Annotated in this window: 13 protein-coding genes; 2 read left to right on the top strand and 11 right to left on the bottom strand. The window is 62.7% G+C overall.

Going from position 1 to position 15,646, the window contains the following annotated elements:
• Nucleotides 1-50 precede the first annotated feature (50 nt).
• Nucleotides 51-1,553: an anti-phage dCTP deaminase gene (locus FEZ63_RS07055; RefSeq protein ID WP_150942934.1), complete on the top strand. Its 1,503-nt coding sequence runs from the start codon at nucleotides 51-53 to the stop codon at nucleotides 1,551-1,553.
• 91 nt (nucleotides 1,554-1,644) lie between these two features.
• Here the strand turns inward: FEZ63_RS07055 and pnp are convergent, their stop codons facing one another.
• Both pnp and rpsO read right to left on the bottom strand, forming a co-directional pair.
• Nucleotides 1,645-3,807: a polyribonucleotide nucleotidyltransferase gene (gene pnp, locus FEZ63_RS07050; protein WP_150942933.1), complete on the bottom strand. Its 2,163-nt coding sequence runs from the start codon at nucleotides 3,805-3,807 to the stop codon at nucleotides 1,645-1,647.
• 210 nt (nucleotides 3,808-4,017) lie between these two features.
• On the bottom strand, nucleotides 4,018-4,287 hold the full coding sequence (rpsO, locus tag FEZ63_RS07045) for a 30S ribosomal protein S15 (protein WP_150942932.1): 270 nt from the start codon (nucleotides 4,285-4,287) through the stop codon (nucleotides 4,018-4,020).
• A gap of 284 nt (nucleotides 4,288-4,571) precedes the next feature.
• On the opposite strand from rpsO, the gene FEZ63_RS07040 reads away from it, so the two are divergent.
• Nucleotides 4,572-5,111 (top strand): ferritin-like domain-containing protein, encoded by a 540-nt coding sequence (locus FEZ63_RS07040; RefSeq protein WP_244622682.1) that lies wholly within the window; start codon nucleotides 4,572-4,574, stop codon nucleotides 5,109-5,111.
• Between the two features lie 60 nt (nucleotides 5,112-5,171).
• Here the strand turns inward: FEZ63_RS07040 and truB are convergent, their stop codons facing one another.
• From truB to trmB, 9 genes are all read right to left on the bottom strand, one after another.
• Entirely contained in the window at nucleotides 5,172-6,110 is a 939-nt protein-coding gene (gene truB / locus FEZ63_RS07035) for a tRNA pseudouridine(55) synthase TruB (protein ID WP_150942931.1), read from the bottom strand.
• Nucleotides 6,103-6,702, bottom strand: a complete 600-nt coding sequence (locus tag FEZ63_RS07030; protein ID WP_150942930.1) for a YcxB family protein — start codon at nucleotides 6,700-6,702, stop codon at nucleotides 6,103-6,105. Before FEZ63_RS07030 ends, truB begins: the two co-directional genes overlap by 8 nt.
• A gap of 5 nt (nucleotides 6,703-6,707) precedes the next feature.
• Nucleotides 6,708-7,133 (bottom strand): 30S ribosome-binding factor RbfA, encoded by a 426-nt coding sequence (rbfA, locus tag FEZ63_RS07025; protein WP_150942929.1) that lies wholly within the window; start codon nucleotides 7,131-7,133, stop codon nucleotides 6,708-6,710.
• A 163-nt stretch (nucleotides 7,134-7,296) separates the two neighbouring features.
• Nucleotides 7,297-10,134, bottom strand: coding sequence for a translation initiation factor IF-2 (gene infB, locus FEZ63_RS07020; protein ID WP_150942928.1), 2,838 nt, complete (start codon nucleotides 10,132-10,134; stop codon nucleotides 7,297-7,299).
• Between the two features lie 19 nt (nucleotides 10,135-10,153).
• Nucleotides 10,154-10,801, bottom strand: coding sequence for an RNA-binding protein (locus FEZ63_RS07015; RefSeq protein WP_150942927.1), 648 nt, complete (start codon nucleotides 10,799-10,801; stop codon nucleotides 10,154-10,156).
• Between the two features lie 29 nt (nucleotides 10,802-10,830).
• Nucleotides 10,831-12,450 carry a transcription termination factor NusA gene (gene nusA, locus FEZ63_RS07010; RefSeq protein WP_150942926.1) on the bottom strand — a complete coding sequence of 540 codons (1,620 nt, stop codon included), beginning with the start codon at nucleotides 12,448-12,450 and terminating at the stop codon, nucleotides 10,831-10,833.
• 5 nt (nucleotides 12,451-12,455) lie between these two features.
• Nucleotides 12,456-13,094, bottom strand: coding sequence for a ribosome maturation factor RimP (rimP, locus tag FEZ63_RS07005; RefSeq protein ID WP_150942925.1), 639 nt, complete (start codon nucleotides 13,092-13,094; stop codon nucleotides 12,456-12,458).
• Between the two features lie 214 nt (nucleotides 13,095-13,308).
• Complete coding sequence (locus FEZ63_RS07000) at nucleotides 13,309-14,826, bottom strand: M10 family metallopeptidase C-terminal domain-containing protein (RefSeq protein ID WP_150942924.1); 1,518 nt, start codon at nucleotides 14,824-14,826, stop codon at nucleotides 13,309-13,311.
• A 128-nt stretch (nucleotides 14,827-14,954) separates the two neighbouring features.
• Nucleotides 14,955-15,644, bottom strand: coding sequence for a tRNA (guanine(46)-N(7))-methyltransferase TrmB (gene trmB / locus FEZ63_RS06995; protein ID WP_150942923.1), 690 nt, complete (start codon nucleotides 15,642-15,644; stop codon nucleotides 14,955-14,957).
• Nucleotides 15,645-15,646 lie beyond the last annotated feature (2 nt).

Here is a 15,646-nt window from a genome sequence, read left to right as displayed (position 1 = left end):
ATCACGGTCACCCTAGTATCGTCATGAATGGTAAAGCCGAGCTTTAAAAGATGACATCAAAACTAGTCGAGTATCCGGAGCTATTTTTCTGTCTAGCAGGCCCAATAGGTGTCGATCTTGACGAAACTGCAGAAGCTATTGAGCAGAAATTAAAATTATTCGGTTATGATGTTGAAAATATACATATCACAAAATTGATACCACTTCTCGATAATAAGCTAGCGCGCAAATTTGATACTTTATTTGATCGATACGATACGCTAATCACGCGCTCCAATGAGCTTCGTCGTGAATATGGCGACAATAGTATAATGGCAATGTTAAGTATTCTAAAAATTCGCGAGTATAGATATAGAAAACACCAGGATTCTGACAAAGCTTTACACAAAACCGCATATATTATTCGTCAATTAAAGCGCCCTGAAGAAATTAAATTATTTCGCGAAATATACGGTAAGCAGGTATTTCAAATATCAATATATTCAGACCATCTTGTTCGAAAGGAACGCCTCGCCGGTCAAATGAGAGAGTACGACTCGGTGAGTACGCGAAGTTCGGACTTTGATGAGCAGGCGTCCAAGCTTCTAGCGCGGGATGAACACGAAAGCGCGGTTACCAGTGGGCAGAGAATAAGAGATGTATTCCCATTGGGCGACGTTTTTATAGACGGTTCTAACAAAAAAACGATCGATTCAACTATCGAGCGATTCATTAAAATAATATTTGGTTATAATTTCTGCTCCCCTAGCAGGGAAGAATACGGAATGTACTTGGCTAAGTCAGCTTCGTTGAGGTCAACTGATCTATCAAGGCAAGTTGGAGCCGCAATCTTTGATCCGAAAGGCGAGGTAAAGGTCCTGGGGTGTAACGAAGTTCCGAGTCCAAGCGGCGGTACCTATTGGGAGGATGATCCAGGCGATTCCCGAGAATTTAACGTGGGTTACGATACTAATGAAGAATTTAAGCACCGTCTCTTAAGCGATTTACTGAGAAAATTTTCAGAAACAAACATAATAAACGATGCGTACAAAAATCTTAAATCGCGGGAATTGATTAAGAAAATAAAAGAAGATCATAAAATAGATCTCGAAAAGAATTTACTTCTGATGGATCTAATTGAGTATGGCCGAATTATACATGCGGAAATGAATGCAATCACTGACGCAGCACGTAAGGGAATTTCACTTCAAGGTACTAATCTATACTGTACAACGTTCCCTTGCCATCTCTGCGCAAAACACATCATATCTTCTGGAATCAGCAAGGTTGTTTACATAGAACCGTATCCCAAGAGTTACGCAGTAGACCTCTATAAGGACGAAATTATCATAGACGAAATAGGGTTAACGGCGGCGACGAGAAAAGCAAAATGGTTCGGTTCGAACCATTTATCGGAATCTCACCTCATAGATACCGGGACTTGTTCGAGAAGACTAAACGGAAAGATGAGCATGGGAAGGCACAGACTTGGCACCACAAGGTGCCGAGACCAATCATCGAAATCTCGTCTGAGGTTTATACACAAGTCGAGAAGGATTATTTTACCATTCTGATCGGAAAATTTGCAGAAAAAAGCATAGATCTGAAATCGCTTTTTTCATTAGGTCAGGAGGCAGGCGAGGTTTAGCCTCGCCTGCCTGAACCTTACTCCCCAGCAGCCTGCCGGTTCTTCTCGGCTTCGCGCTCGGCTTTCAGCTTCTCGGTGATGTCTTCGCCGGTTTCCTGGTCGACGACCTTCATGGAGAGGCGGACCTTGCCGCGTTCGTCCATGCCGAGGAACTTGACCTTGACCTTGTCGCCTTCCTTGACCACATCCGTGACCTTGTTGACGCGGTTCTTGGCGAGTTCGGAGATGTGGACGAGGCCGTCGCGCGAACCGAAGAAGTTCACGAAGGCGCCGAATTCCATCACCTTGACGACCGTGCCCTCGTAGATCGTGTTGAGCTCGGGCTCGGCGACGATGGAGCGGATCCAGTTATAGGCCGCCTTGATCGACTTGCCGTCGGCCGACGCGATCTTGATGAGGCCGTCATCGTTGATGTCGATCTTGGCACCGGTCTTTTCCACGATCTCGCGGATGACCTTGCCGCCCGAACCGATCACTTCGCGGATCTTGTCGGTCGGGATCTGCATGGTCTCGATGCGGGGCGCATGCTCGCCGAGTTCGGAACGCGGCTGGTTAAGCGCGTTGTTCATCTCGACGAGGATGTGATTGCGGCCGGCCTTCGCCTGATCGAGCGCGACGCGCATGATCTCTTCGGTGATGCCCGCAATCTTGATGTCCATCTGAAGCGACGTGATACCGCCCTCGGTGCCCGCCACCTTGAAGTCCATGTCGCCGAGGTGATCCTCGTCGCCGAGGATGTCGGACAGGACGGCAAAGCGCTCACCCTCGAGAATGAGGCCCATGGCGATGCCCGCCACCGGACGGCGCAAGGGCACGCCCGCATCCATCAGCGCCAGAGACGCGCCGCAGACCGTGGCCATGGAGGACGAACCGTTCGACTCGGTGATCTCCGACACGACGCGCAGGGTGTAGGGGAACTCGTGCGCCGGCGGCAGCATCGGGCGAATGGCGCGCCAGGCGAGCTTGCCGTGGCCGATTTCGCGGCGGCCGGGCGAACCCATGCGGCCGGTCTCGCCGACCGAGTAGGGCGGGAAGTTGTAATGCAGCAGGAAGGTTTCCTTGCGGGTGCCTTCGAGCTGGTCGATGTATTGCTCGTCCTCGCCGGTGCCGAGGGTGGTCACGACCAGCGCCTGCGTCTCGCCGCGGGTGAAGAGCGCCGAGCCGTGGGTGCGCGGCAGCACGCCGACTTCCGACACGATCTGGCGAACGGTCGTGAGATCGCGGCCATCGATGCGCTTCGAGGTGTCGAGGATGTTCCAGCGCACGACCTTGGCCTGCGCGTCCTTGAAGACCGCCTTGACCTTCTCGGGGTTGAACTTGGCTTCGCCCTCAGCCGGGACGAGCGCGTCCATGACCTTCTGCTTCACCGCGTCGACGGCGGCGTAGCGGTCCTGCTTCTTGGTGATCTTGTAGGCTTCGCGCAGATCGTTCTCGGCGATTTCCAGAACCGCCTTTTCGATCTCGGCGACATCGGCCGGCTGGTAGTCGCGCGGCTCCTTGGCGGCCTTCTCGGCCAGGCGGACGATCGCCTCGATGACCGGCTGGAAATGCTTGTGGCCGAACATCACGGCGCCGAGCATCACGTCTTCGGCCAGTTCCTTGGCTTCCGATTCGACCATCAGGACCGCATCGGCGGTGCCGGCGACCACGAGGTCGAGGGTCGATTCTTCGAGCTCCTGCAGGGGCGGATTCAGCTTGTACTGACCGCCGATGAAGGCGACGCGGGCAGCGCCCACGGGACCCATGAAGGGCACGCCCGAGAGGGTGAGTGCGGCCGAGGCCGCCACCATGGCGACGATGTCCGGATCGTTCTCGAGATCATGCGACAGGACCGTCACGACGACCTGGGTCTCGTTGCGGTAGCCATCGGCGAAGAGGGGACGGATGGGGCGGTCGATGAGGCGGGAAACCAGGGTTTCCTTCTCGGTCGGGCGGCCTTCGCGCTTGAAATAGCCGCCGGGGATACGGCCGGCTGCGTAAGTCCGCTCCTGGTAGTTCACGGTGAGCGGGAAGAAATCGATGCCGGCCTTGGGCTCCTTGGCCGACACGACGGTGGCGAGCACCGAGGTCTCGCCGTAGGTGGCGACGACGGCGCCGTCGGCCTGGCGGGCGATCTTGCCCGTTTCGAGCACGAGCTTGCGCCCGGCCCAGATCAGTTCTTCGCGTTGAATATCGAACATGCTTTGTCTTTCATGACAGGGCGGAAGCGATGCCATGAGCAAGACGGCAAGAGACTCCGGGGGCTCAGCATTGCTGGGCCGGCAAAGCCTCTTGCGATCCTGCCATGGTCATCGCGTCGTCCGCCTCTTTTCCAAGGACGCGCGGAGCGTGTCTCCGTCGGCGTCAAGAGGCCGTTCGGAGCCGGGCTCCGAACGGAAGTGTCGTCGAGCTTAGCGGCGGATGCCGAGACGCTCGATCAGGCTGCGGTAGCGCGCCTCATCGCCCTTCTTGACGTAGTCGAGAAGCGAGCGGCGCTGGGACACCATCTTCAGCAGGCCGCGACGGGAATGGTTATCCTTCGCGTGGCTCTTGAAGTGGCCGGTCAGGTTGTTGATCCGCTCGGTCAGAATGGCGACCTGCACCTCAGGGGAGCCGGTATCGCCTTCCTTTTGAGCGTATTCCTTGATAAGCGCGGTCTTGCGCTCAGCCGTAATCGACATCGTGTATCCTTTCGGTTGGATCGTTGAAAAAAGACCTGTTTCGTTGGAAACCAGGTCGTCTCGCTGAGGAAGGCCGGGCCGGGATGTCGTCCAGCGCGGTCTCGGTCTCAAGCGCGTCCTGCAGGCATTCTCCTGCGGAAGTGGCCGCACCATACACGAAAACGCAATCGGCGCCAGAAGAATCCCTTTTCGGGGACCAGGCCGCAAATGGGGACGTGGCCGTGTTCCGTCGGAACAACTCCTTGCGGCAATGGTTGGAGGGTAGCCCGAGAACAGGAGACCTCATGATGACCGCAACCACTGTCGATCTGACGTCCTCCGAAACCGTCCGGACAATCTTCATCCGTGGTCTTCAGAACGCCCATGCGCTCGAGAAGCAGGCGATCCAAATCATGAGCCGTCAGATCGAACGGCTCGAGCATTATCCGGAGATGAAGCAGCTTCTGCAGCAGCACACCGCTGAAACGGAAGCTCAGATCCGCCGCCTCGAGGAAATCCTGCAGACCCTCGGGGAGGATCGCTCGTTGTTGAAGGATACCGCCACCCAGCTGATGGGCAACATGGCGGCGCTCGCCCACGTGCCGATGGCCGACGAGGTTCTCAAGGACACGTTCTCCAATCACGCCTTCGAGAATTTCGAGATCGCCGCCTACACGTCCCTGATCGCCGTGGCCGAGGCTGCCGGATATCCGCAATTCGTGCCGGTGCTGCGCCAGACCCTCGAGGAGGAGGAAAAAGCCTCCCGGATGATCTTCGAGCAAATCGGACCCATCACGCTCAAATATCTCGACCGTGAAGCCAGGGGACTGAAGGCCGACCGCTGACCCATCTCACAATGTGCCGGCCCGCCTCGACGCCACAAAAGGGGCGGGGAAGGGCGCGCCTCACGCCCCCAGATTGAACACCCGGTGCGGCACCAATTCGCCCTTCTCCACATCGCCGACGGCCACCAGCACGCCGTTGCATGTGGCGTAGATCTTGCCCGCGATCGGCGCCTCGCGGCCGCGCAGGATGATCGACTGGCCGCGCATGAGCCGGCCCGCCATGTCGCGGCTGACCGCGATCGACGGCAGGTCGTGGAGGGCTGATTCCACCGGGCGCAAAGCGGCCGGATCGGTGGCGAGATCGTCGACCACCACCGCATCGGCCTCGCTGAACGGTCCGACCCGCGTGCGCCGGAGCGCCGCGATGTGGCCGAGGCAGCCGAGCGCCCGGCCGAGATCGCGGGCGATGGCGCGCACATAGGTGCCCTTGCCGCAATCGGCCTCGAGCACCGAGCGGTTGCCCTCGTGATGGACAAGCGCGATGCGGTCGATCTCGACCGTGCGGGCCTGCAACTCCACCACCTCGCCGTCGCGGGCGAGATCGTAGGCGCGCTCGCCCTGGATCTTGATGGCGGAGAAACGCGGCGGGACCTGCTGCACCTGGCCGATGAAACGCGGCAGCAAGGCTTCGATGGCGGAAGGTTCGGGAAGGAGGTCGCTGCGGCCCACCACCTCACCCTCGGCATCGTCGGTGTTGGTCTCCTCGCCCCAGGCGACCGTGAACACATAGGATTTGCGCCCGTCCATGATGAACGGAACGGTCTTGGTCGCTTCCCCGAGCGCAATCGGCAGGATGCCGGAGGCCAGGGGATCGAGGGTGCCGGCATGGCCGGCCTTCTTCGCCGAAAGCCCGCGCTTGACCACCGCGACCGCATGGGTCGAGGTCATGCCGACGCCCTTGTCGAGGATGATCCAGCCGTTGACGTCCCGCTTTTTGGGCCGGTCGGCATGCGGCCGCCGCTGCTGTTGCGGATTGGGGTTCGTCGGCAGTTCATTCATGGCGGGTCTCTGTTGTGTGGCCGTCGGCCGAATCGATCCGGCGACGGAGAAATTCCGCCAAAGCCGTGGCAATTTCAGGCCGGGGAAACGCCGCCCGAGGCAAAGCCAGGACCGGCGCGTAGCGGTGAAAGATGATGAGATGTGCGGGGGTTTCGACAAGCCGGCGCAGGTCGTCGAGATTCATGCGAACAAGCAGGTGCTCGTCCTCGATGGCAAGCGAGCGGCCGTCGCCGATGAGCCGGTAGGGATCCCGTCGCCCGACCACGTTCCGGGCAAGGCGCCGTTTCCATTGATGCTCGATGGCGAACCGGAACGCCGCGATGCCCACGACGCCGCCTGCCAGAGCGGTGCTGAGCAGCAGGATCGTGTCGTCGGCGGAACCCATCAGCCACAGGAAACCGGCCGTGAAGCCGGCGAACACCGCGCCCGATCCGAGGCGCGCCAGGATCGTCAGCAGCGCATTGTAGGGTCGATAGGGATCGGCACGCGCCTCGACGCGCCGCTCAGCGGAGGTCGGCACGACCATGAGGTCGATTACGCCGCGCCGCGCTGCCGCAACGGTGTCCAGAGGGGCCGCGAACGCCTCGCTCACGGACGTTACTCGTCCGAATCGTGGTCGTCGTCGGTCTCTGGTCGCCCGGTATCGCGCGCCACTTTCTCGGTGCGCAGAAGCGCCGTGATGCGATCCGCTTCGTCGAAGGTCTCGTCCCGGTGGAAGCGCAGATCGGGCGCGAATTTCAGCGCCACGCGGCGCGCCACTTCCTTGCGCAGCATGACCTTGTTTTTCTCGAGCGCCTTGATGACCGCGTCCTCGTCCCGGCCGCCGAGCGGCATCACGTAGGCGGTCGCAAGCTTGAGATCCGGCGACATGCGCACTTCGGGGATGGTGATGACGTGCTTGCCGAGAACCGGATCCTGCACGTCGCCGCGCGACAGCACCTCGGCGAGGGCATGCCGCACGAGTTCTGCGACGCGCTGCTGACGCTGGGTCGGACCGGCATTCTGATCGAAACGTTTAGCCATTTTTCAGCCTCCGGGATTGGACCGGACCATTGGGCCGCAGCGTGCGTGGGGGTTGCCCGACCGACGCGCCTCGGCGACGCATTGCGCATGCGCATTGCAAAACAGGGTCACCGGGACAAGCCCGGTGACGATGAGTTTCAGACGATGGAAGGCAACGCCGCCTTTAAAGCGAGCGTTTCACTTCTTCGACGCGGTAGCACTCGATTAGATCGCCCGCGCGCATGTCCTGGTAGTTCTCGAACGACATGCCGCATTCCTGACCCGAGGTCACCTCGCGCGCATCGTCCTTGAAGCGCTTGAGTTGGCTCAGGCGACCCTCGTGGATGACCACGTTGTCGCGGATGAGGCGCACATGAGCGCCGCGCTGGACTACGCCGTCGAGGACACGGCAACCGGCGATCTTGCCGACCTTCGAGACGTTGAACACTTCGAGGATCTGCGCCTCGCCGAGCCGCTCCTCGCGGAGCGTCGGTGCGAGCAGGCCCGACATCGCCTTTTTCACATCATCCACGAGATCGTAGATGATGTTGTAGTAGCGGATCTCGACGCCGGCCCGTTCGGCTGCCTCGCGCGCTTCCTTGTGGGCGCGCACGTTGAAGCCGAGGACGATGGCGCCGGAGGCTTCCGCCAGCGTGATGTCCGATTCCGAGATGCCGCCGACACCCGATTGCAGGATGCGGGCGGTGACCTCGTCGGTGCCGAGCTTTTCGAGCGAGCCGACGATGGCCTCGGCCGAACCCTGCACGTCCGCGCGCACCACGAGCGGGAATTCCTTGCGGCCGGCTCCGGCCTTAAGGTCCTGCATCATGTCTACCAGTGTGCGGCTGCCTGCGCCTGTACGGGCGGCCTGGCGTTCACGCTTCTGGCGGGTGCGGTACTCGGTGACTTCGCGAGCCCGTGCTTCGGATTCGACAACCGCGACGCGATCGCCCGCTTCCGGCGTGCCGTTGAAGCCCAGAACCTCGACCGGAACCGAGGGCGCTGCCTCTTTGACGTTGGAGCCGGTATCGTTGATGAGCGCGCGAACGCGACCCCATTCGGCGCCCGCCACGACGATGTCGCCGGTGCGCAAGGTGCCGCGTTCGACGAGAACCGTCGCCACCGGGCCGCGGCCGCGATCGAGCTTGGCCTCGATGACCGTGCCTTCGGCCGACCGATCGGGATTTGCCTTCAGGTCGAGGATTTCAGCCTGGAGCTGCAAGCCTTCGAGCAGAGTCTCGAGACCGTCGCGGGTCTTGGCCGAGACTTCGAATTCGAGGGTGTCGCCACCCATCGATTCGACCACGATCGAATGCTGCAGCAATTCCGTGCGGACCCGCTGCGGATTGGCATCCGGCTTGTCGATCTTGTTGATGGCGATGATCAGCGGAACATTGGCGGCTTTCGCATGGGCGATCGCCTCCACCGTCTGCGGCATGACGCCGTCATCGGCCGCCACCACCAGCACCACGATATCCGTGACCTTGGCGCCGCGAGCCCGCATGGACGTGAAGGCGGCGTGGCCGGGCGTATCGATGAAGGTGATCTTGCCGCCGAGCGGCGAGGTCACCTGATAGGCGCCGATATGCTGCGTGATGCCGCCGGCTTCGCCCGACACGACGTTGGTCTTGCGAATGGCATCGAGCAGCGAGGTCTTGCCGTGATCGACGTGACCCATGATGGTCACGACCGGGGGACGCGATTGCAGGTTGTCGTCCACGTCGCCGGTGTCGAACAGGCCCTCTTCCACGTCGGATTCGGCGACGCGCTTGACCGTGTGTCCGAGTTCCTCGGCGATCAGCTGGGCTGAGTCGGAATCGATCACATCCGTGATCTTGTGCATCTGCCCTTGCTTCATGAGCATCTTGATCACGTCCACGGCCCGCTCCGACATGCGGTTGGCGAGTTCCTGGATGGTGATCGTCTCGGGAATGATCACCTCACGGGCGATCTTTTCCTTCTGCTCCACGTGGCGATGGCCGGTGAGGCGCTGGTTGCGGCGACGGAACGACGCGACGGAGCGCGTGCGCTCGTCCTCGCCGGAGGTCGCGGCGGTGACCGTCAGGCGACCACGGCGCTTTTCCTCGCCGGGGGCAGCCTTGGGGGCCTTGAGCACCGTTGTGGGTTTGGCCGGGACGCCGGGACGGCGGATGACGCGGGCGCCATCCTCGTCCTCGATGGTCGCAGCGCGTGCGGCCACGGGCGCTGCCGAACGGGTGTTCGGCTTCGCGGTTGTGGGATCGGGCGCCACCGGCGGGGCCGGGCGGGCCATATGGTTGAGGCTCTGCGGCCGACCGCCGACGGTGCCGCCGCCGGAGCGGGGGCCACCAAAGCCGGGGCGCGGACCAGCGCCGGCAGGGCGCGGACCACGGTCGCCCGAAGGACGCTCGCCGCCACCGGGACGCGCTGCTTGCGACGGTCCGCGATTGGCCGGCACGGCCTGAGGCGTTGATTGGCGGGGGGCGGATGCGGGAACGGCCTCTTCGCCAAGGCGACGACGGGCCTGATCCTCGGCGACGCGCTTGCGCTCGTCCTCATGCCGGCGACGCTCATCGTCCTCGCGCTTGCGGGCTTCGGCCGCCTCGCGTTCCTGCGCCTCTGCGGCTTCGCGCTCGGCGCGACGGCGGGCATCGTCTTCCTGCGAAGAACGATCCTCTTCCTCGCGACGACGGGCATCGGCCAGTGCGTTGGCGCGGGCATCGCGTTCGGAATCGGAGAGCGTGCGCAGCACGACGCCGGAGCGTGGGGCATTGGATGCCGGGCCGCCGCGGCCGCCACGACCCTGAGGCGCGACCTTCGGCGCAGCCGGAGCCGGGGCCGCAGCCTGTGGCGGCGCGGCCTTCTGCTCGACAACTCCGCCGGGAGCGACGGGACGACGCTTGACAGTCTCGACCACCACCGCCTTCGAGCGGCCGTGGGAGAAGCTTTGGCGCACCACGCCCTGTTCGACGGGGCGCTTCAGAGACAGCGTCTTGGGCGACACATGGAGAGTCTTGTCGCCCGGATTTTTCGTATCATTCATTCCGCTCAGATCCTGCGGGTTACGTAATCGTGGGTTCGCCGGACTCGGTCTCGAGGCCAGTCGGTTCGGCTTCGATGCCGCAATAAGTACGGTAACGATGCCAGCGGTTGAGAAAGCCATTGCTTCCAGCGCCCGCGACAAGCGCAGCATGTATCACATTTGCCCGGCCTAATGCCAAACCCAATTCGTCATTCGACAAATCTTGGATCACCGGAAAGGCAGATATGGCCCCCCCGAGGCGTTTGCGCAACTGGTTTGCTAGTTTTCTTCGCCCATCTTCGGCCGCTTCTGCGGCGTGAATAAGGGCGACGATGGGCTTTTCGGCGATGGCCGAGTCGAGCTTGGCAAACCCGGTGATGACCGTGCCCGCCTTGTTGGCGAGCGACAGGCCTTGCCGGAGATCTTCCCGCAACGACGCCGCGATATCGTCGGCGAGCGTGTCGGGAACCTGCACCTCCGCCTTGAAGGCGCGGGCGAAGAGGCGGCGCTTGACCGCCTCCTGGACCAGATCGCGGCGGGCGGTCACCCACACGCCGCGACCGGGCAGTTTGTGTTTCAGGTCGGCGAAGACGCGGGCGTCAGGTCCGAGGACAAAGCGGATCAGGCCCGCGGCGGGCAAGGCCGCGCGGGTAACGATGCAGGTCCGCTCCGGTTCATGCCGCGCCAAATGGATTGTCCTCGCCTTGTCATGACCGGTCAGGAAGCTTCGGCTTCGGAAGCGGCGCCTTCAGCCTCTTCCGAACCCTCGGCTTCCACCGCGACCGGCGCTTCGACCCAGCCGGCTTTGACGCGGGCGTCCATCACCATGGCCTCGGCCTCGGTGCGCGACAGATCGAAGCCGTCGAGATAGCCGCTGTAGCGGGTCGCCTCGGGGCCGCGTCCTTCGGTCCAGCCGACGAGATCGTCCGTCGCGCAGCCCGCCAGATCCTCCAGCGTCTTCACGTCGTTCTCGCCGAGCGCGACCAGCATGGCGGTCGTGACGCCCTCGATGTCCTTCAATTCGTCGGCGACGCCGAGTTCCTGGCGGCGGGCCTCGTTCTCGGATTCGATGCGCGCGATGTAATCCTGCGCGCGCGCCTGGATCTCGGCCGCGGTGTCCTCATCGAAGCCTTCGATGGACGAGACTTCGCCCGCATCCACATAGGCAAGCTCTTCGACCGTGCGGAAACCTTCGGAGGCGAGCAGCTGGCCCACGACCTCGTCCACGTCGAGGGCAGTCATGAACAACTCGGTGCGCTCCGCGAATTCCTTCTGGCGGCGCTCCGATTCCTCGGCCTCGGTGAGGATATCGATATCCCAGCCGGTGAGTTGCGAGGCGAGGCGCACGTTCTGGCCGCGGCGACCGATGGCGAGCGAGAGCTGGTCGTCGGGCACCACCACTTCGATGCGGTCCGCATCCTCGTCGAGCACCACCTTGACGACTTCCGCCGGCTGCAGCGCGTTGACGATGAAGGTCGCCTGATCCTGCGACCACGGAATGATGTCGATCTTCTCGCCCTGCAATTCGCCGACCACGGCCTGAACGCGCGAGCCGCGCATACCGACGCAGGCGCCGACGGGATCGATGGAGCTGTCGCGCGAGATCACCGCGATCTTGGCACGCGAGCCGGGATCGCGCGCCACCGCCTGGATGGTGACGATGCCGTCATAGATCTCGGGCACTTCCTGGGCGAACAGCTTCGCCATGAATTGCGGATGCGTGCGCGACAAAAAGACCTGCGGACCACGGGCCTCGCGGCGCACGTCGAACAGATAGGCGCGAATGCGGTCGCCGGGGCGGAAGGTTTCGCGCGGGATCATCTCGTCGCGGCGCACGATGGCCTCGCCGCGGCCGAGATCGGCGATCACGTTGCCGTATTCGACGCGCTTGACGACGCCGTTGACCACTTCGCCGATGCGATCCTTGTATTCCTGATATTGCCGGTCGCGCTCCGCATCGCGCACCTTCTGCACGATGACCTGCTTGGCCGATTGCGCCGCGATACGACCGAAATCGAAGGGCGGCAGGGTCTCGGAAATCGCGTCGCCCTCTTGCGCGGCCGGGTTGCGCTTGCGCGCTTCCGACAGGGCGATTTCGCGGGAATCGTTTTCGAGCGCCGCGTCGTCGACCACCAGCAGGTGGCGCGACAGCCGCAGCTCGCCGGTCTTGCCGTTGATCTCGGCGTGAATGTCGGTCTCGGCGCCATAGCGCGACCGTGCCGCCTTGGCGATGGCATCGGCCATCGCGTCGAGCACGATCTGTTTGTCGATCACCTTTTCGCGCGCCACCGCGTCGGCGATCTGCAGAAGTTCAAGCCTGTTGGCGCTGACAGCCATCGAAGTTACTCCTTCGTCGAATTTGAATCGTCGCGGCCTGGCGCATCGCGCACGGGCTCGACAGGTGTGTGGTCGTCATCGGTCTCGTCCTCGTCGTCCGCCGGCGCAGAGCCGCGACGCAACGATTCGCGAATGAGATTGTCGGTCAGGACCAGATGCGCCTCGGCAAGATCGGTCAGCGGCAGGCGCGCGATCGGATCGAGGCCTTCCTTCACGTCCGGCAACGCGATGATCGCCGCGCCGTTCTCGACCCCGCGGATAAAGCCGCGGAAGCGCTTGCGGCCATCCAGCGGCACTGCCATTTCGACCTTGGCCTCATAATCCGTCCAGCGCTCGAAATCGCTCGCCCGAACCAGCGGACGATCAATTCCCGGCGACGAGATTTCAAGATGATAGGCCTGCGGAACCGGATCTTCGAGATCCAGCACCGGCGAAATCGCCCGGCTGACGGTGGCGCAATCGTTCACCGACATGGTGCCGTCGGGACGTTCAGCCATGATCTGCACGGTGCAGCCGTTCTCGGCGGTGATCTTCACCCGCACGAGGTTGAAACCCAGATCCTCGATCGCAGGCTCGACCACGGCCGCCACGCGCGCGGCGACGCCGGTTTCGGTGATCAGACGCTTGTCGCGTTCGTTTGCCATCAGGTCGCGTATCTCCGCGCTCCGGCATCCGAGCAATAAAAAAGAGCGGACCCGGCGGGGTCCACTCCTGCAAGGCAGTTTACACTGCAACCAGAGCTGACGGCACGGATATATCGAATCCTGCCCGTGATTGCAAGGGTTGTGTCGCCAGAGCACCCGGTTCGGCCGATCGCGCTTCGTGAGTTTGGACCGATTGGGTCCAACTCATCGTGATCTAGACGATCAGGAAGTCGGCCGCCGTCATCTTGAGTTTCTTCGGCAAGGTGGCGATCTCCACGGCCGAGCTTTTGCCCGTCCCGTCGGGGTCATAGAGGAGCACGCCCTTCTGTTTGTCGTACAGAATATGGTCGTTCCGGTCCCGGGCGGCGTGGCCAACGGCAAAGAACCCCTTGGCCAATTTCTCCGGCGTCGCATGGTGGTTCCGGCCGAGCGCCTTGAAGACGGCGTTGTCGAGCCAGATCGTATCGTCCCTGACGTGGAAATCGGTAATCTTGTCGCGATTGGTTTTCCCGGATTTCGTGTCGAACACGAAGACATCCCGGCCGGCCCCACCGCTCAAGCCGTCGCGGCCGAGCTTGCCGGAAAGCCAGTCGGCGCCCGGGCCGCCCCAAAGGTGGTCGCTGCCTCGGCCGCCATCGAGACGGTCGTCGCCGTCGCCGCCTCTCAGTCGGTCATCCCCGTTCCGGCCAGCGAGAAAATTCGCCGCGCCGTTGCCGCTGATCGCATCGCGGCCGGAGCCGCCGATGGCGTCCTCGATCAACGAGCGAGGATCGCCCTGGAAGAGCATCGCGTTGTAGACATTGCCGGCCGCCAGGATGCGGGGGGCGAGTTCGGCGCGCTGAACCGGGGACAGCGCCGAGTGGCTGCCGGGCTCGAGGTTGATCGTGAGCGGGTCGGCATAGGCGGAAAAATCGAAGGTGTCCGCGCCGCCGCCATCCCAGATGGTGCAGAAAATCCGGTTGCCCGCGGGCGCGCCCTGGCCGATCCCGTCGACGAACGCCTCGCCGGTCGCCGGATTCCACGAATAGGTCGTGTTGGCGCTGCGGAACGCATAATTGGCCCCATAGAGGGTCTGCAGCGCCAGAATGTCGAGCATCATGTAGGTCTGCGGATAGCTGGTGGGCTCGTTGGAATAGGCCCCGGTCAGCGACGCGCCGGGCACGGAACGATACGACATCAGGGTGTATTCGTGGGAATCCCGATCGAGCGGCACTGCGGCGGCGTTCGGCTGCGACAGGTCGTGCGGGTGTTTCAATCCCAGGGCATGGGCGAATTCGTGCATGGCGGTCGCGAAGGCGTAACTTCCCGCCCGCGGGGCCGTGAAATCGTAAGTCCGGCCGAACCAGACATCGCCGCCATACGGGGCGGCATCGGGCGAATACGCATAGGCGGTGGAGGGCAGCGACGATCCGGCGATGAGAATGTCGGGCTCGGCCGCGCCTGTCCCCGGCTTGCTCTCGGCGAACACGAATTGCGCGAAACCGGCAAGCGGGGTCAGCGCGCCCGCACCCACATTCGCGCCTTCGAGAAAGCTGCGAAACGCCTGCATCATGGCAGGCGCCACCGGGGCAAAATTCCACTCCGGTTCACCGTTGCCGTAACCGGGCTCATAGGCGGAGGCGGTGGCGGGAAACGCATAGGTCAGGCCGTTGCTCAGCCATTGCCGGCCGGAGAGCAGGCCATCCACGTCGGGATTGCCGGTCGAAATCTTGCGAATGCCACCCAGCGCCATCGCGGTCCCCTCCGTTTGGAGGGTATTTCTACGATTTGGACGCGCGTGGCGAGGGGAGCTACACCGAATTTCCGCCCGTCAGCCGGGAACACCACCAAATGAGCGACCGCTAACGGCGGAACCCCAATCTAGACGCGACTGAACCTGAGATAGCTCGGCACGCGGCCCTCGCGGATCGCTTTCGCCTCGTAACGGGTGCCCGGCCAACCCGCATAAGGTTTGCGCCAATCGTCTGGGCGGGCCGCATTCCAGCGAAAATGCCGGGAGCGGAGCGCGCGGGCGAGCACCCAGCCGATGTAATTGTCGATATCGCTGGCAAAGCGCAGCTCCGCGCCCGGCCGCATGACGCGGGCGAGTTCGACGAGCGTTTCGTCGGAGACGAGGCGGCGCTTGCGCTGGCGGCGCTTGGGCCACGGATCGGGATAGAGGATGTAGACCCGGTCGAGGCACGCATCGGGCAGGGTCGGCAACAGGTCGGTGACGTCCTCGTCCCAGATGCGGATGTTTTCGAGCCGGTCCTGCTCGACCACGGCCAGGAGCTTGGCCATGCCGTTCACGAACGGCTCGCAGCCGATGAAATTCACGTCCGGATGGGCATGTGCCTGGGCCGCCAGATGCTCGCCGCCGCCGAAGCCGATTTCGAGCCAGGTCGGATGATCCTCGCGGCCCGGAAACAGCGCGGCCGGCGCCGCCCCCAAAGGCACGCGCAAGGCCGGCAGCAGCGTCTGGACGAGTCGGTCGTGAGACGGGCGAAGGCGCTTGCCTTTCCGGCGCCCGAAAAAGGCGCCGGCGCGATCAGAACCTTCGCTGTCGGACATGG

This window comes from Microvirga brassicacearum (genome assembly GCF_008757455.1).
In the GTDB taxonomy this organism is placed as follows: Bacteria; Pseudomonadota; Alphaproteobacteria; order Rhizobiales; family Beijerinckiaceae; genus Microvirga; species Microvirga brassicacearum.
Note: the sequence above shows the minus strand (reverse complement) of the source record. Positions and strands in the feature narration are given on the sequence as shown.

What these genes read in the sequence shown, in the direction of transcription:
- FEZ63_RS07040 (WP_244622682.1), top strand. Translation starts at nt 4,572, where the DNA reads ATGATGACCGCAACCACTGTCGATCTGACGTCCTCCGAAACCGTCCGG.
- trmB (WP_150942923.1), bottom strand. Translation starts at nt 15,644, where the DNA reads ATGTCCGACAGCGAAGGTTCTGATCGCGCCGGCGCCTTTTTCGGGCGC.
- FEZ63_RS07055 (WP_150942934.1), top strand. Translation starts at nt 51, where the DNA reads ATGACATCAAAACTAGTCGAGTATCCGGAGCTATTTTTCTGTCTAGCA.
- pnp (WP_150942933.1), bottom strand. Translation starts at nt 3,807, where the DNA reads ATGTTCGATATTCAACGCGAAGAACTGATCTGGGCCGGGCGCAAGCTC.
- nusA (WP_150942926.1), bottom strand. Translation starts at nt 12,450, where the DNA reads ATGGCTGTCAGCGCCAACAGGCTTGAACTTCTGCAGATCGCCGACGCG.
- truB (WP_150942931.1), bottom strand. Translation starts at nt 6,110, where the DNA reads ATGAATGAACTGCCGACGAACCCCAATCCGCAACAGCAGCGGCGGCCG.
- infB (WP_150942928.1), bottom strand. Translation starts at nt 10,134, where the DNA reads ATGAATGATACGAAAAATCCGGGCGACAAGACTCTCCATGTGTCGCCC.
- rimP (WP_150942925.1), bottom strand. Translation starts at nt 13,094, where the DNA reads ATGGCAAACGAACGCGACAAGCGTCTGATCACCGAAACCGGCGTCGCC.
- FEZ63_RS07000 (WP_150942924.1), bottom strand. Translation starts at nt 14,826, where the DNA reads ATGGCGCTGGGTGGCATTCGCAAGATTTCGACCGGCAATCCCGACGTG.
- rbfA (WP_150942929.1), bottom strand. Translation starts at nt 7,133, where the DNA reads ATGGCTAAACGTTTCGATCAGAATGCCGGTCCGACCCAGCGTCAGCAG.
- rpsO (WP_150942932.1), bottom strand. Translation starts at nt 4,287, where the DNA reads ATGTCGATTACGGCTGAGCGCAAGACCGCGCTTATCAAGGAATACGCT.